General features: G+C 71.2%; 21 protein-coding genes and 1 pseudogene. 11 read left to right on the forward strand and 11 right to left on the reverse strand.

What is annotated here, in order from left to right:
- Positions 1 to 38: 38 nt before the first annotated feature.
- Both ACFW9O_RS09950 and ACFW9O_RS09955 read right to left on the reverse strand, forming a co-directional pair.
- Entirely contained in the window at positions 39 to 683 is a 645-nt protein-coding gene (locus tag ACFW9O_RS09950; protein WP_384607043.1) for a hypothetical protein, read from the reverse strand.
- A gap of 2 nt (positions 684 to 685) precedes the next feature.
- Entirely contained in the window at positions 686 to 1216 is a 531-nt protein-coding gene (locus ACFW9O_RS09955) for an RNA polymerase sigma factor (protein ID WP_384607046.1), read from the reverse strand.
- Between the two features lie 172 nt (positions 1217 to 1388).
- On the opposite strand from ACFW9O_RS09955, the gene ACFW9O_RS09960 reads away from it, so the two are divergent.
- Complete coding sequence (locus tag ACFW9O_RS09960) at positions 1389 to 2417, forward strand: aspartate-semialdehyde dehydrogenase (protein WP_384607049.1); 1029 nt, start codon at positions 1389 to 1391, stop codon at positions 2415 to 2417.
- A gap of 54 nt (positions 2418 to 2471) precedes the next feature.
- Here the strand turns inward: ACFW9O_RS09960 and ACFW9O_RS09965 are convergent, their stop codons facing one another.
- The 3 genes from ACFW9O_RS09965 to ACFW9O_RS09975 are packed head-to-tail and all read right to left on the reverse strand — an operon-like array spanning position 2472 to position 3596.
- Positions 2472 to 2819, reverse strand: a complete 348-nt coding sequence (locus ACFW9O_RS09965; protein ID WP_351166787.1) for a type II toxin-antitoxin system PemK/MazF family toxin — start codon at positions 2817 to 2819, stop codon at positions 2472 to 2474.
- Positions 2812 to 3036, reverse strand: a complete 225-nt coding sequence (locus tag ACFW9O_RS09970; RefSeq protein ID WP_362841971.1) for a ribbon-helix-helix domain-containing protein — start codon at positions 3034 to 3036, stop codon at positions 2812 to 2814. The genes ACFW9O_RS09965 and ACFW9O_RS09970 overlap by 8 nt, the downstream gene beginning before the upstream one ends.
- Before the next feature lie 59 nt (positions 3037 to 3095).
- A complete protein-coding gene (locus tag ACFW9O_RS09975; protein ID WP_384607053.1) occupies positions 3096 to 3596 on the reverse strand; it encodes a DUF1203 domain-containing protein in 501 nt (166 codons plus the stop codon).
- A 113-nt stretch (positions 3597 to 3709) separates the two neighbouring features.
- Here ACFW9O_RS09975 and pepN point away from each other — a divergent pair, with 113 nt between their 5' ends.
- Positions 3710 to 6286 carry an aminopeptidase N gene (gene pepN / locus ACFW9O_RS09980; protein ID WP_384607056.1) on the forward strand — a complete coding sequence of 859 codons (2577 nt, stop codon included), beginning with the start codon at positions 3710 to 3712 and terminating at the stop codon, positions 6284 to 6286.
- A gap of 85 nt (positions 6287 to 6371) precedes the next feature.
- Here pepN and alc read toward each other — a convergent pair whose 3' ends face one another.
- The 5 genes and pseudogenes from alc to ACFW9O_RS10005 form a co-directional block, all read right to left on the reverse strand.
- Complete coding sequence (gene alc, locus ACFW9O_RS09985; RefSeq protein WP_384607059.1) at positions 6372 to 7520, reverse strand: allantoicase; 1149 nt, start codon at positions 7518 to 7520, stop codon at positions 6372 to 6374.
- A gap of 59 nt (positions 7521 to 7579) precedes the next feature.
- Entirely contained in the window at positions 7580 to 8494 is a 915-nt protein-coding gene (locus ACFW9O_RS09990) for a LysR family transcriptional regulator (RefSeq protein WP_384607062.1), read from the reverse strand.
- A 92-nt stretch (positions 8495 to 8586) separates the two neighbouring features.
- Positions 8587 to 8799 (reverse strand): hypothetical protein, encoded by a 213-nt coding sequence (locus ACFW9O_RS09995; protein WP_329215345.1) that lies wholly within the window; start codon positions 8797 to 8799, stop codon positions 8587 to 8589.
- Positions 8763 to 11001, reverse strand: a pseudogene (gene malQ, locus ACFW9O_RS10000) (4-alpha-glucanotransferase). Before malQ ends, ACFW9O_RS09995 begins: the two are co-directional and overlap by 37 nt.
- Positions 11002 to 11316 carry a hypothetical protein gene (locus ACFW9O_RS10005; protein ID WP_384607065.1) on the reverse strand — a complete coding sequence of 105 codons (315 nt, stop codon included), beginning with the start codon at positions 11314 to 11316 and terminating at the stop codon, positions 11002 to 11004. It abuts the pseudogene before it with no gap.
- 294 nt (positions 11317 to 11610) lie between these two features.
- Here ACFW9O_RS10005 and ACFW9O_RS10010 point away from each other — a divergent pair, with 294 nt between their 5' ends.
- A complete protein-coding gene (locus ACFW9O_RS10010; RefSeq protein WP_384607068.1) occupies positions 11611 to 14607 on the forward strand; it encodes a beta-N-acetylglucosaminidase domain-containing protein in 2997 nt (998 codons plus the stop codon).
- Positions 14608 to 14666: 59 nt separating this feature from the next.
- On the opposite strand, the gene ACFW9O_RS10015 is transcribed toward ACFW9O_RS10010, so the two are convergent.
- Positions 14667 to 15203, reverse strand: a complete 537-nt coding sequence (locus ACFW9O_RS10015; protein WP_329211031.1) for an HNH endonuclease — start codon at positions 15201 to 15203, stop codon at positions 14667 to 14669.
- A gap of 317 nt (positions 15204 to 15520) precedes the next feature.
- On the opposite strand from ACFW9O_RS10015, the gene ACFW9O_RS10020 reads away from it, so the two are divergent.
- The 8 genes from ACFW9O_RS10020 (at position 15521) to ACFW9O_RS10055 (ending at position 25171) form a co-directional block, all read left to right on the forward strand.
- Complete coding sequence (locus ACFW9O_RS10020) at positions 15521 to 16585, forward strand: mechanosensitive ion channel family protein (RefSeq protein WP_384607073.1); 1065 nt, start codon at positions 15521 to 15523, stop codon at positions 16583 to 16585.
- A 188-nt stretch (positions 16586 to 16773) separates the two neighbouring features.
- The gene (locus ACFW9O_RS10025) at positions 16774 to 17988 is read left to right on the forward strand and encodes an ROK family protein (protein ID WP_384607076.1); all 1215 of its coding nucleotides are present in this window, start codon (positions 16774 to 16776) and stop codon (positions 17986 to 17988) included.
- Positions 17989 to 18041: 53 nt separating this feature from the next.
- Complete coding sequence (locus tag ACFW9O_RS10030; RefSeq protein ID WP_384607079.1) at positions 18042 to 19376, forward strand: ABC transporter substrate-binding protein; 1335 nt, start codon at positions 18042 to 18044, stop codon at positions 19374 to 19376.
- 6 nt (positions 19377 to 19382) lie between these two features.
- Positions 19383 to 20324 carry a carbohydrate ABC transporter permease gene (locus ACFW9O_RS10035; RefSeq protein WP_384607082.1) on the forward strand — a complete coding sequence of 314 codons (942 nt, stop codon included), beginning with the start codon at positions 19383 to 19385 and terminating at the stop codon, positions 20322 to 20324.
- A 3-nt stretch (positions 20325 to 20327) separates the two neighbouring features.
- Complete coding sequence (locus ACFW9O_RS10040; RefSeq protein WP_384607085.1) at positions 20328 to 21227, forward strand: carbohydrate ABC transporter permease; 900 nt, start codon at positions 20328 to 20330, stop codon at positions 21225 to 21227.
- A gap of 1 nt (position 21228) precedes the next feature.
- Positions 21229 to 22494, forward strand: coding sequence for a 6-phospho-beta-glucosidase (locus ACFW9O_RS10045; RefSeq protein ID WP_384607088.1), 1266 nt, complete (start codon positions 21229 to 21231; stop codon positions 22492 to 22494).
- Entirely contained in the window at positions 22485 to 23459 is a 975-nt protein-coding gene (locus ACFW9O_RS10050) for an N-acetylglucosamine kinase (RefSeq protein ID WP_384607091.1), read from the forward strand. The genes ACFW9O_RS10045 and ACFW9O_RS10050 overlap by 10 nt, the downstream gene beginning before the upstream one ends.
- A 323-nt stretch (positions 23460 to 23782) precedes the next feature.
- Positions 23783 to 25171 (forward strand): hypothetical protein, encoded by a 1389-nt coding sequence (locus ACFW9O_RS10055; protein ID WP_384607094.1) that lies wholly within the window; start codon positions 23783 to 23785, stop codon positions 25169 to 25171.
- Positions 25172 to 25174: the final 3 nt, after the last annotated feature.

Here is a 25174-nt window from a genome sequence, read left to right on the forward strand (position 1 = left end):
GGCGGGCGCTCTTCCGGGAGCTCCCGCCCCGCTGTGCGTCATCCGGGGTCCGTGCATTCCAGGGTGCGCGAGGCGGGCAGCGCGGCCGACATCCACTGCCAGGCGGTGGCCCGGTCCGCACCGGTGAAGGAATCGACCCCCTCGCCAGGGAAGCGCGAGACGATCACGACCATGGGCGTGCCCGGCCGGAAGTACTCCTCCTCCTCGCCCGTGACGACGAACGAGGTCTCCCGGGGCCCCTTGTCGGGCTTGAGGTACCGGTCGACCGTCAGCACGACCCGTACGAGGCCGCCGACCCGTTCCGTCCGGCTGACCGTGCCGTCCGCGACGACCCGCGCGCAGGCCATCAGGCCCTCCTCGGTCAGTTTGGCGTCGCCGTGCTCCCCGGACGGCTGCGCGACCGACCAGAGGATTCCTGTCCCGGCCAGGCATGCGGCGATCACCACGGAGGCGGCGAGCGCCAGTGGCCCCTTCCGCACCCACCGGGAACGCGAAGGCGTGAGGGTGCCCGGTGCGCCGTCCGGGGCGGCCAGCCGGTCCCCGATGAGGTGCAGCTGCTCGCGCAGCTCCGTCATGTCACGCCTCGCGGCGTCGTACCGCGCAGCGGCCGGCGCGTCGCCCGGGTCGGGCGCGGACCGCCCCAGCAGTACGGCCATCAGCTCGTCGGACCCATCCGTGTCCATCGTCACACCACCTCGTCCGCGTGAACCCGCGCGAGCCGCTCGCGCATCGCTCGGGCCGCCGCGTGCAGGCGGCTCTTGACCGTTCCCTCGGGGATGCCCAGCTCCGCCGCGATCTGCGGTACCGAGAGGTCCGCGTAGAACCGCAGGACCAGGGCCTGGCGCTGCGGTGCGGGAAGTTCGTCCAGTCCCTCGGCCACCGTGAGAGCCAGCAGGCGTGCCTCCTGACCACCCTCGGTGCCGGGGTCGGCCGGGCTCAGCGCGGCGAGCCGGGCGCCCACCCGTTCCTGTCGGTTCCTGCTCCGGTGCCAGTCGGCGGCCAGGTTCGAGGCGACCACGGCCGCCCAGGCGCCGATCTCGCGAGGGGCTTCCCGGCCGCTCGCCGAGCGCTCCAGGAGGCGCAGCCGTATCTGTTGCACACCGTCCTGCAGGTCGGAGTACGGAACTCCGCCCAGTGAAAGAACCGCCCTGACACGGTTCACCTGTGCCGGGCCCAGGGGGTCGTCCCCCGCGCCGGCAGCCTTCCTTCCCAGCAAGGAGTGCCTCCCCCTGAATGTGTTTCCCCTCTGACGCGGGAGCGCGGCAGAACGTTCGCCCGCCGTGGACGGTCGCCGTCCGAGGGCCGGACAATGGATTGGACAAGGTGGGCGGGGACATACGCATCATGGACTGGCAACCGTGCCCGTTCGTACGTTTGAAGGAGTCCCTGTGAAGGTCGGAATCGTCGGCGCCACCGGTCAGGTCGGCACAGTCATGCGCAGGATCCTGGCCGAGCGGAAGTTCCCCGTCGCCGAACTGCGGCTCTTCGCCTCCGCCCGCTCCGCGGGCTCCACGATCGTCTACGAGGGCACCGACATCACCGTCGAGGACGCCTCCACGGCCGATTACACGGGTCTGGACATCGTGCTGTTCTCCGCGGGGGGCGCGACGTCGAAGGCCCTGGCCGAGAAGGTCGCCGCCCAGGGTGCCGTCGTGATCGACAACTCCTCCGCCTGGCGTAAGGACCCCGAGGTCCCGCTGGTGGTCTCCGAGGTCAACGCGCACGCGATCGGCAACCGCCCCAAGGGCATCATCGCCAACCCGAACTGCACGACGATGGCCGCCATGCCCGTGCTGCGCCCGCTGCACGCGGAGGCAGGTCTGGAGACCCTGACCGTCGCCACGTACCAGGCGGTGTCGGGTTCCGGTGTCGCCGGTGTCGCGGAGCTGCACGGCCAGGTGTCCAAGGTCGTCGCCGACGCGGACAAGCTCACGCACGACGGCAGCGCGGTCGACTTCCCCGAGCCGGGTGTCTACAAGCGTCCGATCGCCTTCAACGTACTGCCGCTCGCCGGCTCGATCGTCGACGACGGTTCGTTCGAGACGGACGAGGAGCAGAAGCTCCGCAACGAGTCCCGCAAGATCCTGGAGATCCCGGAGCTCAAGGTGTCCGGCACCTGCGTCCGGGTCCCGGTCTTCTCCGGCCACTCCCTGCAGATCAACGCCCGGTTCGCCCGTCCGATCAGCGTCGAGCGCGCCTACGAGCTGCTGAAGGACGCCGAGGGTGTCGAGCTCTCCGAGATCCCGACGCCGCTCCAGGCGGCCGGCCAGGACGCCTCCTACGTGGGCCGCATCCGGGTCGACGAGACCGTCGAGCACGGCCTCGCCCTCTTCGTCTCCAACGACAACCTGCGCAAGGGCGCGGCGCTGAACGCGGTGCAGATCGCGGAGCTGGTGGCGGCGGAGCTGAAGGGCTGACCCTCCCCCTCTGAAAGGGCGGCCCCGGTGTCCGGGGCCGCCCTTTCGCATGCCTCAGAGGGCGAGGTGCCGCCGCAGAGCCGCGTCGATATCCGTCATGCGCTGGCGGGGGACGGTACCGATGCGCTTCAGTACGCGATCCAGGGAGACGGCCCGGACCTGCTCGCACTGAACCTTCGAGTCTCTCGGCAGCCCGCTCTCCGCAGACCTGAGAAGCGCCTGGAATGTGAGCACACGTGCGGTGTTCGACGTCAGGGGCACGACAGTGATCACACCGCGGCCGTTCGACTCGACGGACTGGTTGGCGGCGTTGTTGGACACGATCACGGCCGGTCTGACCTTGTTGGCCTCGCTGCCCCTGGCAGGTTCGAGATCGACCAGGTGAATGTCACCTCTACGCATCAGCGATTCCGTCTCCGACCGTGCGGTCCCAGAGGGCCGCATCCTCGCTCGCGTCCCACTCCTCGAACGCCTCGGTGTACTCCGCTTCGAGCCCGGCCTCGCGCAGCAGCTCGATGGCGGCGTGTATCACCGCCGACCGGGAGTCCGCCTCGGTCTTCGCGGCGTACTCGTCGACGAAGGCAACATCCTCCTGCGGCAAGCTCACACTGATCTTCATGCCCTCAATCCTACCAATGGTAGGAACTAGTTGGCTACCGGAGCAGGAAGGTGCGGGTACTACCCGCGTCGCACCTCGAAGTGGAAGCACCCGTACTCCACGGCCCGTACGTGCACCAGCGCCACCTCCGGGTCGGCGAAGGCTTCCGCGAGGGCCTCGTCGAAGCCACGCTCCTCGTCGGCCGGGATCTCCAGCAGCCGGCCGCCGACGATGTGGCCGTCCGCGTCGTAGCGGCGGACCGTGCGCAGCGCGCCCGCCCGCGCGAACGGGTAGCCGTCCGGGTCCGCCGCCGGCCCCTCGCACTCCTCGGCGTGGATGAAGACCGGGCCCTGCTCGTCGTACGCCCCCGGCCGGGCCCAGGTCTCCGCCGCCCAGCGCCTCAGCGGGGCGTACGAGACGAGGGCGATCCGCTCCCCCGGCCCGGCGGCGCGCAGGCAGCAGCGCAGGGGTTCGCCGCCCTCCGTCGCCGTGTACGGGACGCAGGGACGGTCCGCGTCGTCCGTCTTGCGGAGCTCGTCGAGGGCGGTGGGGGCGATCGGTCGTGCCTCATAGGTGGTCATGCTCCGAGGGTGGCCCGAACGTCTCCACCGGTCCGGCGGAAAACGGACATCGCGCTGCGCGTACCCCACGTGGAAGGATGGCCAAAAACATCGCATATCAAGGAGATGACCGCGTGCCTGGCACGAATCTGACCCGCGAAGAGGCACAGGAGCGGGCGCGCCTGCTGACCGTGGACGCGTACGAGATCGATCTCGATCTGTCCGGAGCGCAGGAGGGCGGCTCCTACCGGTCCGTCACCACCGTGCGCTTCGACTCCGCCGAGGCCGGTGCGGAGACCTTCATCGACCTGGTCGCCCCGGCCGTGCACGACGTCGTGCTGAACGGCAAGGCGCTGGACGTCGCCGCCGTCTTCCGCGACTCCAGGATCACGCTGCCGCATCTGCGGGCGGGTACCAACGAGCTGAAGGTCGTCGCCGACTGCTCGTACACGAACACCGGTGAGGGACTGCACCGGTTCGTCGACCCGGTCGACGAGCAGGCCTACCTCTACACCCAGTTCGAGGTGCCGGACGCCCGCAGGGTGTTCGCCAGCTTCGAGCAGCCCGACCTGAAGGCGACCTTCACCTTCACCGTGAAGGCGCCGTCCGGCTGGACCGTGATCTCCAACTCGCCGACGCCGGAGCCGAAGGACGACATCTGGTCCTTCGAGCCGACGCCGCGCATCTCCACGTACATCACGGCCCTGATCGCGGGCCCGTACCACGCGGTGCACAGCAGCTACGAGAAGGACGGCCAGTCGGTGCCGCTCGGCATCTACTGCCGTCCGTCGCTCGCCGAGTACCTCGACGCGGACGACATCTTCGCGGTCACGCGGCAGGGCTTCGACTGGTTCCAGGAGAAGTTCGACTACGCGTACCCCTTCGCCAAGTACGACCAGCTCTTCGTCCCGGAGTTCAACGCGGGCGCGATGGAGAACGCGGGCGCGGTCACCATCCGCGACCAGTACGTGTTCCGTTCGAAGGTCACGGACGCCGCGTACGAGACGCGCGCCGAGACGATCCTCCACGAGCTGGCCCACATGTGGTTCGGCGACCTGGTCACCATGGAGTGGTGGAACGACCTCTGGCTGAACGAGTCGTTCGCCACGTACACCTCCATCGCGTGCCAGGCGGATGCCGAGGGATCGAAGTGGCCGCACTCCTGGACCACGTTCGCCAACTCCATGAAGACGTGGGCGTACCGGCAGGACCAGCTGCCCTCGACGCACCCGATCATGGCGGACATCCGGGACCTCGACGACGTCCTGGTGAACTTCGACGGGATCACGTACGCGAAGGGCGCCTCGGTCCTGAAGCAGCTCGTGGCGTACGTCGGCAAGGACGCGTTCTTCAAGGGCGTCCAGGCGTACTTCAAGGCCCACGCCTTCGGGAACACGCGCCTTTCGGACCTGCTGGGCGCGCTGGAGGAGACCTCCGGCCGTGACCTGAAGACCTGGTCGAAGGCATGGCTGGAGACGGCCGGCATCAACATCCTGCGCCCGGAGATCGAGACGGACGCGAACGGCCACGTCTCCTCGTTCACCGTTCTCCAGGAGGCCCCCGCCCTCCCCGTCGGCGCGAAGGGCGAGCCGACGCTGCGTCCGCACCGGATCGCGATCGGCTGCTACGACCTCGACGCGGCCGGGAAGCTGGTCCGTACGAACCGGATCGAGCTGGACGTGGACGGCGAGCGCACGACCGTGCCGTTCCCGGCGGGCACGGCGCGCCCGGCGGTCGTCCTGCTCAACGACGACGACCTGTCGTACGCGAAGGTCCGCCTCGACGAGGAGTCGCTGGCCGTCGTCACGGAGCACCTCGGCGACTTCTCCGAGTCCCTCCCCCGCGCCCTGAGCTGGGCCTCCGCCTGGGACATGACGCGGGACGCCGAGCTGCCGGCACGCGACTACCTGGCGCTGGTCCTCTCCGGGATCAGCAAGGAGACGGACATCGGCGTCGTCCAGTCGCTGCACCGCCAGGTGAAGCTGGCACTGGACCTGTACGCGGCGCCGGAGTGGCGCGAGGCGGGTCTGACCCAGTGGACCGAGGCGACGCTCGCGCACCTGCGCGCGGCGGAGCCGGGCAGCGACCACCAGCTGGCCTGGGCCCGTGCCTTCGCGGCCACGGCGCGCAACCCCCAGCAGCTCGACCTGCTGCAGTCCCTGCTGGACGGCACGGAGGAGATCGAGGGTCTGGCCGTCGACACGGAGCTGCGCTGGGCGTTCGTGCAGCGGCTCGCCGCGACGGGCCTCCTGGACGAGGAGGAGATCGCCGCCGAGTACGAGCGCGACAGGACGGCCGCGGGCGAGCGCCACGCGTCGACCGCACGTGCGGCGCAGCCGTCCGCGGAGGCGAAGGCCGAGGCGTGGGCCTCGGTCGTCGAGTCCGACAAGCTGCCGAACGCCCTCCAGGAGGCGGTCATCGGCGGTTTCGTCCAGACCGACCAGCGTGAGCTCCTCGCCCCGTACACGGAGAAGTTCTTCGCCGCGGTGAAGGACGTCTGGGACTCGCGCAGCCACGAGATGGCCCAGCAGATCGCGGTCGGCCTGTACCCGGCCCTCCAGGTCTCCGGGGCCACGCTGGACGCCACGGACGCGTGGCTGGACTCGGCCGAGCCGAGCGCTGCGCTGCGCCGGCTGATGTCGGAGTCCAGGGCGGGCGTCGAGCGCGCGCTCAGGGCTCAGGCTGCCGACTCGGCGGCAGCGACCGCGTAGGCGGTGGAAACCGCCCGGCGGGCAGGCGCTGTCGCGCAGCCGTCCGCCGGGCGGGGCCGGGGGGAGTCGGCCGGGGGCGCGGCCGTCAGCCGGCCGACTCCTCGTAGCGGCGGGCCAGTTCGGCCGCTCCCGCTTCCGTCGGCGTGCCGTGCAGGCGCATCCGGGCCACGCCGCCGTCGGGGAAGGTGTCGAGGCGGGCGTGGGTGAGCACGGCCTCGGTGTCCAGGACGAAGCGGTGCAGGGTGTCCGGCTGGAGCCGGGTGCGCGGGAGGATCTCGAACCACTCGCCCGTGTCGCCGTCCCTGCCGTGGAGGGCGATCCAGCCCGCGGCGTTGCCCTTGAGGCAGGCCGTGTCGATCTCGACGGCGCGCACCGCGCCCTGGGCGGGCAGCCGGAAGCGCACCCAGTCGTTCGTGTCGCGGACCCGGCGTCGGCGGTTCTCCCAGCCGTCGTCCATCTTGCGGGAGGTACCGGGCAGGATGATCTGTTCCGGTGAGGAGTAGAAGCGGTCGGAGGCGTCCTCGTACGTACCGCCGTTGAGGATCGAGAGCAGGTCGACCGTGCCCAGCGCGGCGAGCCAGGCCGGGTCGGGGACGACCTCGCCGTGGACGCGGAGGCGGGCGATGCCGCCGTCGGGGTGCTGGCAGAGGCGGACGTGGGTGTACCGCCGGTCGCCGGAGATCTCGAAGGCGTTGGCCGCGTGGCCGCGTACGGGGGTCTGCGGGACGATCTCCTCCCACTTCACGTCGTCCGCGAGGAGCTGCTCGGGGCTCGGGGCGCCTTCGACGGCCGTCGCCTGGACCGAGACGCGCTGCGGGTAGTTGCCGCGGAAGTGGGCCGTGTCGACGACGATGCCGCGGATGATGCCGGGGGCGCCCAGGCGGACGATCGCCCAGTCGTGCTCCCCGGGGGCGGGGAAGGGGTGGTCCGCGTCCGCTCCACGGCGGCGGCGGGTCTCCCAGCCGTCCATGATCTTGCCCTTGTGGCCGAACCGCTCGGGGTCGAAGACGGCGGGTTCACGGATCAGGAGGTTCTCGCGCTCGGCGAAGAACTCGTCGTCGGCGGCGATCACGCCCGCGCCGAGGCGGCGGTCCGCGAGGTCGACGAGGTCGGTGAACGCGAGGCCGGTGGCGGTGCGGTAGTCGGCGTACGGGTCGCCGCCGCCGTAGGGGGCCGCGTCATTGGCGTGGGGGTCGGTGTCCTGGAGTGTGCTCTCGTTCGCGTCGAAGGTCATGCGACGACCCTCGTACGGAGAGACCCATCAGGTCCATCGAAAGTTTTCGTACAGTTCGTTCAGTTCTGCTTAACGGCCACGTGCTGCAGCGCAGTGAGCACCCGTGCCACCGCCGGCCCCCGCTCGGCCCCCTGCCGTACCGCCGCCACCACGTGGCGGCGCGGCCGGTCGGCGTCCAGGACCCGCATGGCCACACCCTCGCGCGGCCGGTCGGCGGCCGACGCCATGCGGGGAATCAGCGCCACGCCCATGCCCGCCTCCACCATGGCGAGGATGGCGGTCCAGCCGGAGGCGCTGTGGGCCTGCTCGGGGACGAAGCCGGCCGCTTCGCAGGCGGCGGTGGTGATCTGCGACCAGGGACCGGAACCGCCGAAGATCCAGGGCTCGGCGGCGAGGTCGGCCAGACGGAGGCCCGGGGTCCGGGCGAGGGGATGGTCCGCGGGCAGTGCCACGTCCAGCGGGTCGGCCAGGAGCGGTACGAGGGTGAAGCGGGGGTCGCGGGCCGTGGGGGCGTGCGCCGCCAGGGAGAGCGCGAGGTCCACCTCGCCCGCCGAGAGCAGCTCGTACGCCTGCGCCGCCTCCGTCTCCCGTACGCGCACCTGGGGCGACGGCCGGCGGTCCTCGGCCAGGAGCCGGACGGCCGGTACGACGAGGGCGGGGACAGCCGTCGAGAAGGCGCCCACCCGCACCTGTCCCGCCTCACCGCGCAGATAGCCCGTCAGCTCGGCATCGGCCCGCTCCAGCTGGGCGAAGACCGCCTCGGCATGGCGCAGCACGAGGTGCGCGGCGTCGGTGAGCCGGACGCGGCGGCCCTGCGCCTCCAGCAGGGGGACACCGAGCTGCTTGGCCAGGTTCGTGAGCTGCTGCGAGACGGCCGACGGGGTCATCAGGAGGGCCTCGGCCGTCGCGGTCACCGTGCCCCGGTCCCGCAGGGTGCGCAGGATGCGGAGCTTCTTGACGTCCCACTCGGTCATGGCCGAAACCTACCGGGATCCGGACATGCGGGTGCGCCGCGCGGTACCTCGTACCGGCGGCGCACCCGTGAAGAGCGGTGTGGTGAGAGGTGCTAGGCCTGCTTCTTGGACTTGTCGAGGACCATGACGAGGCCCACGATCGCCAGGAACAGGACGATGGGCGCCGCGACGAAGAGACCGAGGGTCTCCATCACGTTCAGCCCCGTACCCGGGTCGTCACCGTCGTCGCGGGTGAGAGCGAGCGCGGGGGACGACATGAGCAGCATCATCAGCGTCGTACCGGCCGCGACGGCGCCGGCGCGCATAGCGTTCTTCTTGTCCACGGTGCAAACGTAGCGAACGCCTGCGGGCGGCGCGCGCCCGGGGGTGCCGTACAGGCCCTACGGCCGGTCCACGCCAGGTCTCAGAACCTCCATCAGCCGGTGCAGCCGGGGCGATGCGGCGATCTCCTCCAGGGTGACCGGGTGGCCCTCCGCATCGGCGATGGGCAGACGCCAGTTGGGGTACTGGTCCCAGGTGCCGGGCAGATTCTGCGGGCGGCGGTCGCCGACGGTGTCCGGGAGCCAGACCCCGGCCATCCGGGCCGGGGTGAGCAGCAGGAAGCGGTGGACGGCCCGCACGGCGGCCTCCTCGTCACCGTCGCCCTCGGGCAGCAGCCGGAGCCGGGCCAGATAGGCCAGCCACTCGGCGGTGTCCGCGGCGTCCTCGGCCAGCTCCTGCTCCAGGGGGCGGGTGAGCAGCCCCAGCCGGTGGCGCAGCGTCACGTGCTCACCCGTCAGCCGGGCGGCGGTGGAGGGCAGGTCGTGGGTGGTGGCGGTGGCCACGCAGTCCCGGCGCCAGCGCTCGGGGGGCAGGGGGCGCCTGGTGCCGTCCCAGTCGCGCTCGAACCAGAGCACGGACGTGCCGAGCACCCCGCGCCGGGCCAGCGCCTCGCGCACGCCGGGCTCGACGGTGCCCAGGTCCTCCCCTATGACGACGGCACCCGCGCGGTGCGCCTCCAGGACGAGAACGGCGAGCATCGCGTCCGCGTCATGGCTGACGTAGGTGCCCTCGGTGGGCGGGCTGCCCTCGGGGACCCACCAGAGCCGGAACAGCCCCATGACGTGGTCGATGCGCAGGGCGCCCGCGTGGGCGAGGAGACCGCGCAGGAGGCCGCGGTAGGGCGCGTAGCCGGACGCGGCGAGCGCGTCCGGGCGCCAGGGCGGCAGCCCCCAGTCCTGGCCGTGCGCGTTGAAGGCGTCCGGGGGCGCGCCTACGGACATGCCGTGCGCGAAGGCGTCCTGCTGCGCCCAGGCGTCGGCCCCGTCGGGGTGGACGCCGACCGCGAGGTCGTGGACGATGCCGACGGCCATCCCGGAGTCCCGCGCGGCGCTCTGGGCCGCGGCGAGCTGGGTGTCCGTCAGCCAGGCGAGCCGGCAGTGGAAGTCGACCCGGTCCAGGAGATCGGTGCGGGCGCGGGCGCTCTGCGCGGAGCGCGGATCACGGAGCCCCTCGGGCCAGTCGCGCCAGTTCGAACCGTGCACCTCGGCCAGGGCGCACCACAGGGCGTGGTCCTCCAGGGCCTGCCCCTGCGCGGCCAGGAAGTCGCAGTAGGCGGCGCGGCGGCCGGGCGTCAGCGGGACCTGGACGATGAGCTCCAGGGCCTGCTTCTTGAGCTCCCAGACGGCGTCACGGTCGATCAGCGCCCCCTTGTTCAGGACGGCCTCGCAGAGTGACGCGGCGTCCTGGCGCAGGTCGTCCAGCGTTGCCCTGTCCGGTACGTGCCCGTACTCCGGTACCGACTCGATGTGCAGATGTACGGGGTCGGGGAAGCGCCGCGAGGAGGGGCGGTAGGGGGACGGGTCGGTGGGCCTGCCGGGCACGGCGGCGTGCAGCGGGTTGACCTGGACGAAGCCTGCCTGCAGGGTCCGTCCGGACCAGGCGGCGAGGTCGGCCAGGTCCGCCAGGTCGCCCATGCCCCAGGACCGGGCGGAAAGCAGCGAGTAGAGCTGGACGAGGAAACCGTGCGTGCGGGCGGGCGGCTGGGGTACGCGGTCCGGTGCGACGACGAGCGTGGCCGTGGCGTAGCGGTGGCCCGGGGCACGGACGGTCAGCCGGTGGACGCCGAGGGGCGGTTCGCTCCACCAGGAGGGCGTGCGCGGCGCGTTCCCGGCCCGGGGGGTCGGCGTGGCCGCCGGGACCTGCATCCGCAGCGGTGGTGGCGCCTCGGTGCTTCCCGGTTCGCCCTCGGGCTCGATCGTCAGGGTCGCGCCGGGCGGCAGCGCGGCCAGGGCGGGCGGCAGCGACTCCCCGGCCCAGGTCACCACCGTCGGCGGGAGCAGTCGGGAGGCCGCTGCCGATTCGGCGGCGACGAGTGATCTCCCCACCCCCGCGGGGGTGGCGGCGTCGACGCCCAGCGCGGCGAGCACGGCCTTGACCGTGTCGTCGGGGACGGACACCGAGACATCCGCGGACGGGGAGAAGGAGGTGGCGACGCCGTGCAGCGCGGCGAGCCGGGACAAGCCCATTCAGACTCCTGGGGACTCCATGCCCCCTGCGGTGCCGGGTGCTGTCGGCTCGCTGGTCAGAGGGGCGACGGCGGCGAGCGGTGGCTCGCTCGTGAGAGGGGTGGCATCGGCGAGCGGTGGCTCGCTGGTCAGCGGCGCGTCGTCGGCGAACCCTTGCTCGCCGACGAGGTGGGAGACGTCGGCGAGCGGCAGCTCGCTGATCATGAGGGGCACGACTTCGGTCAGGGGCGGTTCGCTGGTCAGCGGATCGGGACCCGTGGGGCTCGGTACCTGTTTGGAGAGGGCGGAGAGCAGAAGCTGCGCGGAAGCGGGCACGGTGGCCTCCTGGCCGTGGACAACAGGACACAGCAGGCCTACCCAGCGGGCGCGGGAGCAGGCGTGGACGTGACGTAGGCGTTATGACAACGAGCCCAACGTGCCGTGGGTCACATACCGTTCCCGCGTACGTCGGGTATGGGCTGTTTTCGGCCACTCGAAATCTCCCGGCGCCGCACGCCAACCGCATCGTGCGACACATCCGGCATATGCGTCACAACGGCCACACGCATTGACACCCTCGCGCCCGGGTGGTGGGCTCGGGGCCCACGGGCGGGACGAAGGGAGAACGGCGTGCAGTTCGGGCGCAGAAGGCGTGCGACGGCCGTCGCCGTCGCCGTGATCGGCGGTCTCCTCGGCCCGGTCGCACCGGCGGCTGTCGCGGCCCCCGTCGTCCCCGGTACACCCGCCGCGACCACGCCCGACCGCGCCGACGGAACACAGCTGCCCTCCGTCTGGCCACGGCCCCAGGCGATCAAGGCGTCCGGCCGGGCCGTGCCCCTCGGCACGGAGGTCACCCTCCTCGCCGACGCGGACGCCGACCGCTACGCCGTGGCCGAGCTCAGGAAGGTACTGGGCGACGCCGGAGTACGGACGGTGCACGACGCCCTGCCGGGACGCGGCCCGGTGATCAGGCTGGGCGGTACGGGGGCCGGTCAGGCGCTGCGGGACCTTCGCGCGCCCGAGCGCGCCGACCTTCCGTCCGGCGGCTACCGGATCGCCGTGGGCGAGGTCCGGGGCCGTTCCACCGTGGCCCTGGACGGCATCGGCGAGGACGGTCTCTTCCACGGCGTCCAGACCCTGCGCCAGCTCATCAGCGACGGCACCGTCGCCCCGGCCGTGGTCCGCGACTGGCCGGGCACCGCCGTGCGGGGCATGGCCGAGGGGTTCTACGGACAGCCGTGGACCCGCGAGGAACGCCTCGCCCAGATCGGCTTCATGGGACGTACGAAGCAGAACCGCTATCTCTACGCGGCCGGTGACGACCCCTACCGGCAGGCCCGCTGGCGCGACCCGTACCCCGCCGAGCGCCGAGCGGACTTCCGGGCACTGGCCGAGAAGGCGCGAGCGGAGCACGTGACGCTCGGCTGGGCCGTCTCCCCCGGGCAGGCGATGTGCATGGCGTCCGACGCGGACGTCAAGGCGCTGACCCGGAAGATCGACGCGATGTGGGCGCTGGGCGTCCGGGTCTTCCAGCTGCAGTTCCAGGACGTGAGCTACAGCGAGTGGCACTGCGACCGGGACGCGGAGACGTTCGGCAGCGGTCCACGGGCGGCTGCCCGGGCCCAGGCGCGGGTCGCGAGCGCGGTGGCCCGGCACCTGGCGGAGCGCCACCCGGGCGCGGAGCCGCTGTCGGTGATGCCGACCGAGTTCTACCAGGACGGCGCCACCGACTACCGCACCGCCCTCGCCGCCGAACTGGACGACCGGGTGCAGGTGGCCTGGACCGGGGTCGGCGTCGTACCGAAGACGATCACCGGGCGTGAGCTCGCCGGTGCGCGGGCGGCCTTCCGCCATCCGCTGGTCACCATGGACAACTACCCGGTCAACGACTACGCACAGGACCGGATCTTCCTCGGCCCGTACACCGGCCGGGACCCGGCCGTGGCCATCGGCTCCGCGGCCCTGCTGGCCAACGCGATGGAACAGTCGTCGGCCTCCCGCATTCCGCTCTTCACGGCAGCGGACTTCGCCTGGAACCCGAAGGGGTACCGGCCGCAGGAGTCCTGGCAGGCGGCGATGGACGACCTGGCCGGCGCCGACGCCGGCACCCGGGCGGCGCTGCGGGCGCTGGCCGGCAACAGCGCGACCTCCGTGCTCGGGGGCGACGAGTCCGCCTATCTGCGACCGCTGTTCGCGGCGTTCTGGGCATCCCGCACGACCACGGACGCGGCGGCCCGTGACGACGCGGCGCGTGAGCTGCGGGCGGCGTTCTCCGTGATGCGCCGGGCCCCGCAGCAGCTGGGGACCCCGGCGGACGGGCGGCTGGGCGACGAGGTGCGCCCGTGGACCGAGCAGCTGGCCCGGTACGGCCGGGCGGGTGAGCTCGCCGTCGATCTCCTGCAGGCGCAGGCGGCCGGCGACGGAGCGGCCGCCTGGAAGGCCCAGCTGGCGCTGGAGCCGCTGCGCAAGGAGATCGAGGCGAGCGGCGCGACGGTCGGCAAGGGTGTGCTCGGACCGTTCCTGGACCGGGTCAGCAAGGAGGCCGACGGCTGGAACGGCACCGATCGCGATACGGGCACGGTGAGCCGGGACTCGAACAGCTATACGGTCCGCCTGGACCGTGCCCGCCCGGTCCAGGCCGTCACCACGCTGGCCGAGCCGGGCAGCGGGGCCGCGGACGCGGTCCTGGAGGCCCATGTGCCGGGCGAGGGCTGGCGCGGCCTCGGCCCGCTGGCGACAGCGGGCTGGACGCACACAGCGGCGAAGGGCCTGCGGGCGGACGCGCTCCGGGTCACCGTCCCGGCGGCACGCCCCGTCCTCACCGGGCCCCTGGCCCCGGGTATCACGGGCACGCCCTCCATCGTGACGGGTGCGGGACCCGGCCCCGCGGCCGTGCGCGCGCTCGTGCCGTGGTTCGGTGACGAGCCGGCGGCCCGCCTCGATCTCGTACGCGGCGAGACGGACGCCGTGATCGGCGGCGGTCCTCAGCGTGTCGAGGCACGGCTGGCCGGCGGGCGCCCCACCGCGGTGAAGGGGTCCCTGACCGCGAAGGCTCCCAAGGGCATCAAGGTGACGGTGCCGAAGCAGACGACGGTGCCGCGCGGATCCCGTACGGATGTCCCGGTGGACATCACCGTCCCCGCGGACACCCCGGCCGGCGAGTACGAGGTGCCGCTGAGCTTCGGCGGCGAGGAGAGCACGCTGACCGTGCGGGCGTACCCGCGCACCGCCGGCCCCGATCTGGCGCGTACGGCCACGGCTTCCTCGTCCGGCGACGAGACTCCGGACTTCCCGGCCTCGGCGGCCTCGGACGGCGATCCGGGGACGCGCTGGTCCTCACCCGTGGAGGACAACGCCTGGTGGCAGACCGAGCTGCCGCGGCCCGTCAGACTGGGCCAGGTGGTGCTGCACTGGCAGGACGCGTACGCCTCCCGCTATCGCGTACAGGTCTCCGCGGACGGCCGCACCTGGCGTACCGCGGCGACCGTGCGGGAGGGCGGCGGCGGGCGCGAATCGGTCCGGATGGACGCCCGCGGCACCCGCTTCATCAGGGTGCAGGGCGACGGCCGGGCCACGCAGTACGGCTACTCGCTCTGGTCGGTGGAGGCCTACGCCGTGGCCGAGTAGCGTGGCGGGCCTCCGGGCCCGCCCCGCTACCTGCCCCGGGACGACAGAGGCCCGGGTTCTCAGGCGGAAACGCCATCGATCCGGGCCATCACGTCGTCCGCGCCGAACGGTTGCAAGTAGGGCAGCCAGCGCGGGTCGCGGTGCCCCGTCCCGATGATCCGCCAGGCCAGGCCGCTGGGCGGGGCGGGCGCGTGGCGCAGCCGCCAGCCGAGCTCGGGCAGATGGCGGTCGGCCTTGACGTGGTTGCAGCGGCGGCAGGCCGCCACGACGTTGTCCCAGGCGTGCTGTCCGCCACGGCTGCGCGGAATGACGTGGTCGACGCTGGTCGCGGCGGCACCGCAGTACATGCATCGTCCGCCGTCCCTGGCGAAGAGCGCCCGGCGGGTCAGTGGAACGGGCCCCCGGTAGGGGACCCGCACGAACCGCTTGAGGCGGACGACGCTGGGCGCCGGCACGGCACGGGTGGCACTGTGCATGAAGGCGCCGGACTCCTCGAGGCAGATGGCCTTGTTCTCGAGGACGAGGACGAGCGCGCGGCGGAGCGGTACGACGCCGAGGGGCTCGTACGACGCGTTGAGAACCAGGACATGCGGCACGGTGGATGCCTCCTTGTACGCCGGCGGCGCGTGGCTCGCGCCGGGACGATCCGATCTCAGTCTCTCCTCATGCCTGGTGGAAGCGCCACCACGTCCGGGTAACGGGCCGGAGGGATTTTTCTCACCACCCACCGGACGCACCGCCGGAAACCGGCGGAACAGGCGCTTCACCACGGCAGCCGATCGCTCTGTGCGATCGGCCACACCCTCTGTATCCCCGGGTGAGACGTGTCTCTCCCCTCGCAGCGGCAACGAACCACTCCCCCGGCTTCGTTACTGTGGTTGGTCTGCTCTCGCCCCACCTGGAGGTCCCTGCCGTGTCCCTGTCCGCCCTCCTGGCCGCAGCCCCGTCACCGGCGCCCGGCGGCTCGCTGGACGAAGCCGCCGAGCGGGCCGGGAACGCCGCCGGCTGGGTCGAGGAGAACTGGTCCACCTGGGTCAACACGGGTCTGCGCATCGTGCTCATCGCGGCGATCGCGCTCGTACTGCGCTACGTGATCCGGCGTGCCCTGACCAATCTCATCGACCGGATGAACCGCAGCGCCCAGGCGGTGGAGGGCACGGCTCTCGGCGGCCTGCTGGTCAACGCGGAACGCCGCCGTCAGCGCTCGGAAGCCATCGGTTCCGTACTCCGTTCGGTCACGTCGTTCCTGATCCTCGGCACGGCCGCCCTGATGATCCTGGGGGCGTTCCAGATCAATCTGGCGCCCTTGCTGGCCTCCGCGGGCGTCGCCGGTGTGGCGCTGGGCTTCGGTGCCCGCAACCTGGTCACCGACTTCCTGTCCGGTGTCTTCATGATCCTCGAGGACCAGTACGGGGTCGGCGACCAGATCGACGCGGGTGTCGCCTCCGGCGAGGTCATCGAGGTGGGTCTGCGCGTCACCAAGCTGCGCGGCGACAACGGCGAGATCTGGTACGTCCGCAACGGCGAGGTGAAGCGGATCGGCAACCTCAGCCAGGGCTGGTCCACGGCCGGTGTCGACGTCACGGTGCGCCCGACGGAGGACCTGGGCCGGGTCCGCGCGTCGATCACCGAGGCGGCCGAGGTCATGGCCAAGGAGGACCCCTGGTCGGAGCGCCTGTGGGGCCCCGTGGAGATCCTCGGCCTGGACGCCGTCCTGCTCGACTCGATGACCGTACGGGTCACCGCGAAGACGATGCCGGGCAAGGCACTGGGTGTGGAGCGCGAGCTGCGCTGGCGGATCAAGCAGGCGCTCGACTCGGCCGGCATCCGCATGGTCGGCGCCGTCCCCCTCCAGGTGGAGGGCGAGTCGGCCCCGGACCCGACGGCAGGCGTCGCCGCCCCGTCGGCGTACGCGTCGACGACGTCGCCGCAGTCGCTGGCGGCCACCCCGATAGCGCCGCCGAACCTGACGAAGTAGCACCGGCCCGGACACGGGCGAAGGGGCGCCGCGCGGACTCCGCGCGGCGCCCCTTCGGCGTCCGCCCCGGCTCGAGGTAACGCTTTGATTGCCGCAGGGGCGGACACCATTGACGTGCCGGTGACGTGCGCCTTACCTTCCTCCCACCGAATAGGAAACTTTCCTAACAGAGGGCAGGTGCATCCGTCATGGCGGGAACCACACCGGGCACGCCGGGCACACCGCGCGTCCTTCGCGCCATGAACGACCGTGCCGCCCTGGACCTGCTGCTGGAGCACGGCCCCCTCTCCCGCACGAGGATCGGGAACCTGACGGGCCTGTCCAAGCCCACCGCTTCCCAGCTCCTCGCCCGGCTGGAGGCGGCCGGGCTCGTCGTGGCCACCGGTACGAGCGAGGGACGGCCGGGCCCCAGCGCCCAGCTGTACGCGGTCAACGCGCGGGCCGCGCACGTGGCGGGGCTCGATGTGACCGCCCGGCGGATCGTCGCGGCGGTCGCCGACGTGACCGGCCGGACCGTCGGCGAGTACGAGCTCCGCACCCCCGGACGGCGCGCCGACAGCGTGGTGCGGCAGGTCACGGACGCCCTGGACGGCGCGGTCAAGGAGGCCGGGCTCGCCCGCGCCGATGTGCACCGTGTCGTCATCGGCACCCCGGGCGCCTTCGACCCCGGCACGGGACGGCTGCGCTACGCCTCGCACCTGCCCGGCTGGCACGCCCCCACCCTGCTGGACGAGCTGGCCGCCGCCCTGCCGATGCCGGTGGAGTACGAGAACGACGTGAACCTGGTCGCGGTGGCCGAGCAGCGGCTCGGAGCGGCCCGGGGCCACGAGGACTTCGTCCTGCTGTGGAACGAGGAGGGCCTCGGTGCCGCCCTCGTCATCAACGGCCGGCTGCACCGCGGATTCACCGGCGGCGCGGGCGAGGTCGGGTTCCTGCCGGTGCCGGGAACCCCTCTCGTACGCCAGGTCGTGAAGGCCAACGCCGGCGGCTTCCAGGAGCTGGCCGGCGCCCAGGCGGTCCCCCGGCTCGCCACCTCGCTCGGCATCGACACCCCGCACCAGCCGTACGCGGAGGTCGCCGCCGGGCTGCTGGCCAGGGCCGCCGCCGCGTACGAACAGGACCCCGCACTGACCGAGCTGCTGCGCCAGTACGCCCAGCGGCTCGCCACCGGTCTCGCGTCCGTCACCGCCGTGCTCGACCCCGGCCTGATCGTGCTCTCCGGCGAGCTCGTCGCCTCGGGCGGCGAGCTGCTGCGGTCCCTGATCCAGTCCGAGCTCGCCGAGCTCGCGGCGTCCCGGCCCCGTCTCGTACTCGGCGGGATCAGCCGGCATCCGGTCCTGCGAGGTGCCCTGGAACGGGCCCTCGCGGACACCCGCGACGAAGTGTTCGACACCTCCCGCTGAACCTTTTCCCACTCCTGCCTTCTCCCCTTCCCCCTGTCCCTGGGAGCTTTGCCATGCGCAGAAGCCGACTGACCACCACCGCCGCTGTCGCCGTCGCCGCGATCTCGGTCCTCGCCACCGCCTGTACGGGCCAGGCCGAGTCCGGTGCGAACGACGACCCGAACGCGAGGACCACGATCAATTTCTGGCACGGCTGGAGCGCGCCCTCCGAGGTGAAGGCCGTCCAGGACAACGTCGACCGGTTCGAGAAGACCCACCCGAACATCAAGGTCAACGTCGTCGGCAACATCAACGACGACAAGCTCAACCAGTCGTTGCGCACCGGAAGTTCGAACGGCCCCGACGTCGTGTCGTCCTTCACTACCTCCAACGTCGGCAAGTTCTGCTCGTCCGGTGCCTTCGCCGACCTGACGCCCTTCATAGAGAAGTCGAAGCTGGACCTGGAGAAGACCTTCCCCGAGGTCCTGCTCGACTACACCCAGTTCGAGGGCAAGCGCTGCGCCCTGCCGCTGCTCGCGGACGCCTACGGCCTCTACTACAACAAGGACGCCTTCGAGAAGGCCGGTGTCACCGCGCCCCCGAAGACGATGTCCGAGCTGGCCGCGGTCGCGAAGAAGCTGACGGTCTCCAAGGGCGACAGCTACGAGCAGCTCGGCTTCATGCCGACCTACCACGGCTACGAGACGGTCGCCGATCACTACCTGTCCTCGTGGGACCACACGTACTTCGACGCCGACGGCAAGTCCAACATCGCCAAGGACCCGGCCTTCGCCGAGATGCTCACGTACCAGAAGAAGCTGGTCGAGGACCTCGGCGGTTACGCGAAGCTGGAAAAGTACCGCGGCACCTTCGGTGACGAGTGGGGCGCGAAGCACCCGTTCCACACCGGCCAGGTCGCCATGCAGCTGGACGGCGAGTGGCGGCTGGGAATGGCCACCGACGCCAAGGTGCCGTTCGAGATCGGTGTGGCACCGATGCCGGTGGCCGACGACGAGGCCGACAGCTACGGCAAGGGCTTCCTGTCCGGCACGATCATGGGGATCGCCCCGGCCAGCAAGAAGCAGAACGCCGCGTGGGAGCTCGTGAAGTTCATGACGAGCGACACGCAGGCCGTGGTCGACTTCGCGAACGGCATCCGCAACGTGCCCTCCACCTTCGCGGCGCTGAAGTCCCCCGACCTGAAGCTCGACCCGCGGTTCAAGACCTTCCTGGACATCGCCCAGCACCCGAAGTCCAACACGCCCGACGGTGCGGTCAACGGGTCGACGTACCAGCAGACCCTCCAGGACTTCGGCTTCCAGTACGAGAAGGGCGCGGTGAAGGACCTGAAGGCCGGTCTGGAGAAGACCGCCGCGCAGATCGACACCGACATCGCCAAGGCGAAGTAGCTCCCGATGACCACGCACACACTCCGCACCAAGCACCGCAGGTCGGCGCTGCGGACGGCAGCCTTCATGTCGCCGTGGCTGATCGGGTTCACCGTCTTCTTCGCGTACCCGATGGTCTCGACCGTGTACTTCTCCTTCATGAAGTACGACGGCTTCGGGGTGCCGTCCTTCAACGGGACGGCGAACTGGACGTACGTCTTCAGCGACTACCCGATGTTCTGGCCGTCCCTTCGCAACACGCTCTGGCTGGTGCTCGTCATGGTCACCTGCCGGGTGGTGTTCGGCCTCGGCATCGGCATGCTGATCACGAAGATCAAGACAGGGACGGGGCTCTTCCGCACCTTCTTCTACCTGCCCTACCTGGCACCGCCGGTCGCCGCGACGCTGGCCTTCGTCTTCCTGCTCAACCCGGGGACGGGTCCCGTCAATTCGATCCTCGGCGACCTGGGGCTGCCGACACCGGGCTGGTTCAATGACGCCTCCTTCTCGAAGCCGGCGCTCACCATGCTCGCGGTGTGGGGCATCGGCGACCTGATGGTGATCTTCATGGCCGCACTGCTCGACGTACCGAAGGAGCAGTACGAGGCGGCCGAGCTGGACGGCGCGTCCGGATGGCAGAGGTTCCGCTTCGTCACGCTGCCGAACATCTCTCCGATCGTGCTGTTCGCCGTGGTGACCGGGGTGATCCAGGCGATGCAGTACTACACCCAGCCGCTGGTGGCGGGGAAGGTCGCCTCGGGCGTGATCGGCGGCTCCGGGCAGCAGTTCGAACCGGGCTACCCGGACAAGTCGACCCTGACGCTTCCTCAGCTCGTCTACAACCTCGGCTTCCAGCGCTTCGACTACGGCTCCGCCTGTGTCGTCGCCCTCGTCCTGTTCGCCCTGGCCATGGCCTTCACCGCGCTGCTGATGCGGGGCCGCAACAACCTGATCCAGGCCGGTGACTGAGCCATGACCCAACTCCTCGACACGCCCCGCCCGGTGCCGGCCACGGACACCTCCACGCCGGCCCTGCGCACAGCCCGCCGCAAGGCACTGCTGCACTGGATCGCCGTCCACTCGCTGGGCATCGCGGCCGCGCTGTTCTTCGTGCTCCCGTTCGTCTTCGTCGTCCTGACGTCGCTCATGAGCGACCAGCAGGCGCTGACCCGCGACCTCACCCCCGACACCTGGGAATGGGGCAACTACCAGCGGGTTTTCGACACCCCCGGCTTCCTCACCTGGTGGCGCAACACCCTGCTGTACGCGGGTCTGGGCACCGTCCTGACCGTCGTGTCGTCGGTGCCCGTCGCCTACGCTCTGGCCAAGTTCCGCTTCCGGGGCCGCAAGCTCTCGCTGATGCTCGTCATCTCGATGATGATGCTGCCGCCGCAGGTCGTCATCATCCCGATGTACCTGTTCTGGGCGAAGGAGCTGGACCTGTCCGGCACGCTGTGGCCGCTGATCATTCCGATGGCCTTCGGCGACGCGTTCTCCATCTTCCTGCTGCGGCAGTTCCTCCTCACCATCCCCGACGAGTACCTGGACGCGGCGAAGGTCGACGGGTGCGGCGAGTTCCGTACCCTGATCAGGGTCGTCCTGCCGATGGCGAAGCCCGGCATCGCGGCGATCGCCCTGTTCCAGTTCTTCGCCGCCTGGAACGACTACTTCGGACCGCAGATCTACGCCTCCGAGAACCCGGCCGCCTGGACGCTCAGTTACGGCCTGGAATCCTTCAAGGGCGCACACCACACCGACTGGAACCTGACCATGGCCGCGACCGTTCTGGTCATGGCCCCCGTGATCGCCGTCTTCTTCTTCGCCCAGAAGGCATTCGTCGAGGGCGTCACACTGACCGGAGTGAAGGGCTGACATGAAGCTCGCAGTAGTGGGTGGCGGGTCCACCTACACACCTGAACTGATCGACGGATTCGCACGGTTGCGGGACACCCTGCCGGTCGAGGAGCTGGTGCTCATCGACCCGGCGGCCGACCGGCTGGAGCTCGTCGGCGGCCTCGCCCGGCGGATCTTCGCCAAGCAGGACCACGCCGGGAGGATCACCACCACGACCGACCTGGACGCCGGGGTGGACGGCGCCGACGCGGTCCTGCTCCAGCTGCGCGTCGGCGGCCAGGCCGCTCGCGGCCAGGACGAGACGTGGCCGCTGGAGTGCGGCTGCGTCGGCCAGGAGACCACCGGGGCCGGCGGCCTCGCCAAGGCCCTTCGTACGGTGCCGGTCGTGCTCGACATCGCCGAGCGGGTCCGGCGCACGAATCCCGACGCCTGGATCATCGACTTCACCAACCCCGTCGGCATCGTGACCAGGGCGCTCCTGCAGGCCGGGCACAAGGCCGTCGGCCTGTGCAACGTGGCGATCGGCTTCCAGCGGAAGTTCGCGGCGCTGCTCGACGTCACCCCGGCCGAGGTGCACCTGGACCATGTCGGGCTCAACCACCTGTCGTGGGAGCTCGGGGTGCGGCTCGGCGGTCCGGACGGTGAGAACGTCCTGCCGAAGCTGCTCGCCGAGCACGGCGACACGATCGCCGACGATCTGCACATGCCCCGGCAGATCGTCGACCGGCTCGGCGTCGTCCCCTCGTACTACCTGCGGTACTTCTACGCGCACGACGAGGTCGTACGGGAGCTCGGCACGAAGCCCTCGCGGGCGGCCGAGGTCGCCGCCATGGAGAAGGAACTCCTGGCCATGTACGGCGATCCGGCGCTGGACGAGAAGCCGGCGCTGCTCGGCAAGCGCGGCGGCGCCTTCTACTCGGAGGCGGCCGTGGACCTGGCCGCCGCCCTGCTCGGCGGGGGCGGCTCCTCGGTACAGGTGGTCAACACGTACAACAACGGGACGCTCCCGTTCCTGCCGGACGACGCCGTGATCGAGGTGCAGGCCCGGGTGGACGGCACGGGCGCCACGCCGCTCGCGGTGTCGGCGCTCGACCCCCTCTACGCAGGACTGATCGCGAATGTGACGGCGTACGAGGACCTCGCCCTGGAGGCGGCGCTGCGGGGCGGCCGGGACCGTGTCTTCAAGGCGCTGCTCTCGCACCCTCTCATCGGCCAGTACGAGTACGCCGAGGCGCTCACCGACCGGCTGGTCGCGCACAACCGGGAGCACCTCGCGTGGGCGTGAACGCTTCGGTCGTCGCCATCGACGCGGGGAACAGCAAGACCGATGTGGCACTGATCGGCGAGGACGGCACGGTCCTGTCCACGGCTCGCGGAGGCGGCTTCCAGCCGCCGACGGTCGGCGTGGAGGCAGCCGTGGACGTGCTCGCCTCGGTGCTCGACTGGGCGCTCGCGGCGGCCGTCGAACCCGTCGGGAGCATCGGGCACGTGTCGGCGTGCCTGGCCAACGCCGATCTCCCCGTTGAGGAGGAGGAACTCACCCTGGCTCTGGTGGAGCGTGGGTGGGGCCGCACGGTGGAGGTGCGCAACGACACCTTCGCGATCCTGCGGGCGGGGGTCGACGAGCCGCGCGGTGTGGCCGTCGTCTGCGGCGCCGGGATCAACTGCGTGGGCATGGTGCCGGACGGGCGTACCGCGCGCTTCCCCGCCATCGGCCGGATATCCGGTGACTGGGGCGGCGGTTCGGGGCTCGCCGAGGAGGCCATGTGGTTCGCGGCGCGGGCCGAGGACGGCCGTGGTGGGCCGACCGAGCTGGCCCGTACGCTGCCGGGGCACTTCGGGCTGGGCTCGGTGTACGAGCTGATCGAGGCCTTGCACCGGGGGCGTATCCCTTACGAGCGGAGGCACGAGCTGACTCCCGTGCTGTTCGCGACGAGTACGGCCGGGGATCCGGTGGCGAGCGCCCTGGTGGACCGGCTGGCCGATGAGGTCGTCGCCCTGGCGTCGGTCGCGCTGGGCCGGCTGGAACTGCTGGACGAGGAGGTGCCGGTGGTGCTGGGTGGCAGTGTCCTCGCCGCGGGGCACGCACGGCTGGACGAACGGATCGCCGGGCTCCTGGCCGAACGCGCCCCGAAGGCGGTGGTCAGGGTGGTCTCGCAACCCCCTGTGCTGGGGGCCGCTCTGCTGGGTCTGGACCGCACGGGGGCGGCGCCGGAGGTGCACAGCAGGCTGCGTGCGCACTACAACTGACCCACCGGTCGGACCTGATGGGGCGTCCTGCGGCTCCGGCGCCGCGAGACGCCCCGTCAGCACGGGAACCGATCAGATGTCCCGAACGTGTTCATGATGGGGAGATCGCTCCGCTTCGGGGGATGCATCGGGAATTGCGCGGTGACTTGTCTTGATCGGCCGCGTTCGTCCTGATCGAATGCACCTGATCGACTTCGGGGATCGACGCGGGATCCAGGCATTCCTGGTGGATGCCGCTCCCTGCGGCCATACTTCTGGCCGGGTACCAGTCCTCCGATCGGCCGGGGGGCGGGACCACCGTCAGTGACCGAGGGGGAGGTCAAGTGACATACCCGCCGAACGGGGACTCGCAGCGGGAGCGTGCGCCGGATCGCGAGGCGGCGGTGACGACCGTACCCACGCAGCGTCGTGGTGCCGGGGCGGTGGCCGCCGAGCGGCTTCGTGCCGCGGCGATGACCGAGCCGGGCAGGCTGCAGATCATCGGTGCCGTACTGGCGCTGCTGGTCGTGGCGTTCGGGGCGGTCACGGCCCTGGAGATCTCCGGGCGGGCCTCGGCCGCCGACGACGTGGTGACCCGCAGTCAGCCGCTCAGCGCGGACGCGGCGAGTATCTACCGTTCGCTCGCCGACGCGGACACGATGGCGGCGAGCGGCTTCCTGGCAGGTGCGCAGGAGCCCAAGGCCGTTCACGAGCAGTACGAGAAGGACATCAGGGAAGCCGCCAGGCTCCTGGTGAAGGCCGCGGCGAGCACCGACGCGTCGTCGTCGTCGTGGGACGAGATCACCACGCTCAACAAGCTGCTTCCCGAGTACACGGGTCTCGTCGAGCGTGCCCGCGCGAACAACCGGCAGGGGCTGCCGCTCGGTGGCGCCTATCTCCGGTACGCGAACCAGAAGATGACGAACGAACTCCTGCCGGCGGCCGAGCGGTTGTACGCGGCGGAGACCGGCCGGCTCGGCACCGACTCGACCGACGCCCGGCAGTGGCCGTTCTTCTCCCTGGGTGCCGGGATCGTGGCACTGTCCGCACTGGTATGGATGCAGCGGCGCAACTACCGCAGGACGAACCGTGTCCTGAACCGCGGGCTGCTCGCCGCGACCGCCGCGGCCACGGTGGTGCTGCTGTGGCTGGCCGTGGGACACACGGTGGCGCGGGCCGAGCTGCGTGAGGCGATGACCCATGGGCAGGAGTCCCTCGATGTCCTCAACAACGCGCGGATCAACTCGCTGAAGGCGCGCGCCAACGAGAACCTCACGCTGGTCGCCCGTGGCGCGGTCCTGACCGCCGACGGGCAGAAGGACAAGTACGAGACGGATTACAGCACGGGCATGAAGTCCCTCGGATCGCAGCTCAAGAGCGCCGAGAAGCTCGCCGACGACTCCCGGGGGAGCGATCCGGTGGCGAAGGCCATCAGCAGTGTGAACGAGTGGCAGGGCCGCCACAGGAAGGCCCGCACGACGGACGACCAGGGCGACTACAACAGCGCCTTGCAGCAGATCATCGGTGCGAAGGGCTCCACGGGAGAGTGCTTCGAACTGGTGGACCGGGCGTTGCAGCAGGCGCTCGCCCATGAACAGGGCGAGTTCACCGCTGCGGCGAAGGACGGGCGCGGGGCGCTGGGCGGAATGCCGATCGGGGCAGCCGTCCTCGCCGTACTGGGTGCGGTAGCGGCGATCGCCGGGGTCAACCGCAGGCTCTCGGAGTACCGGTGAGAG

Origin of the sequence: Streptomyces sp. NPDC059499 (assembly GCF_042749285.1) — a bacterium.
GTDB lineage: Bacteria > Actinomycetota > Actinomycetes > Streptomycetales > Streptomycetaceae > Streptomyces.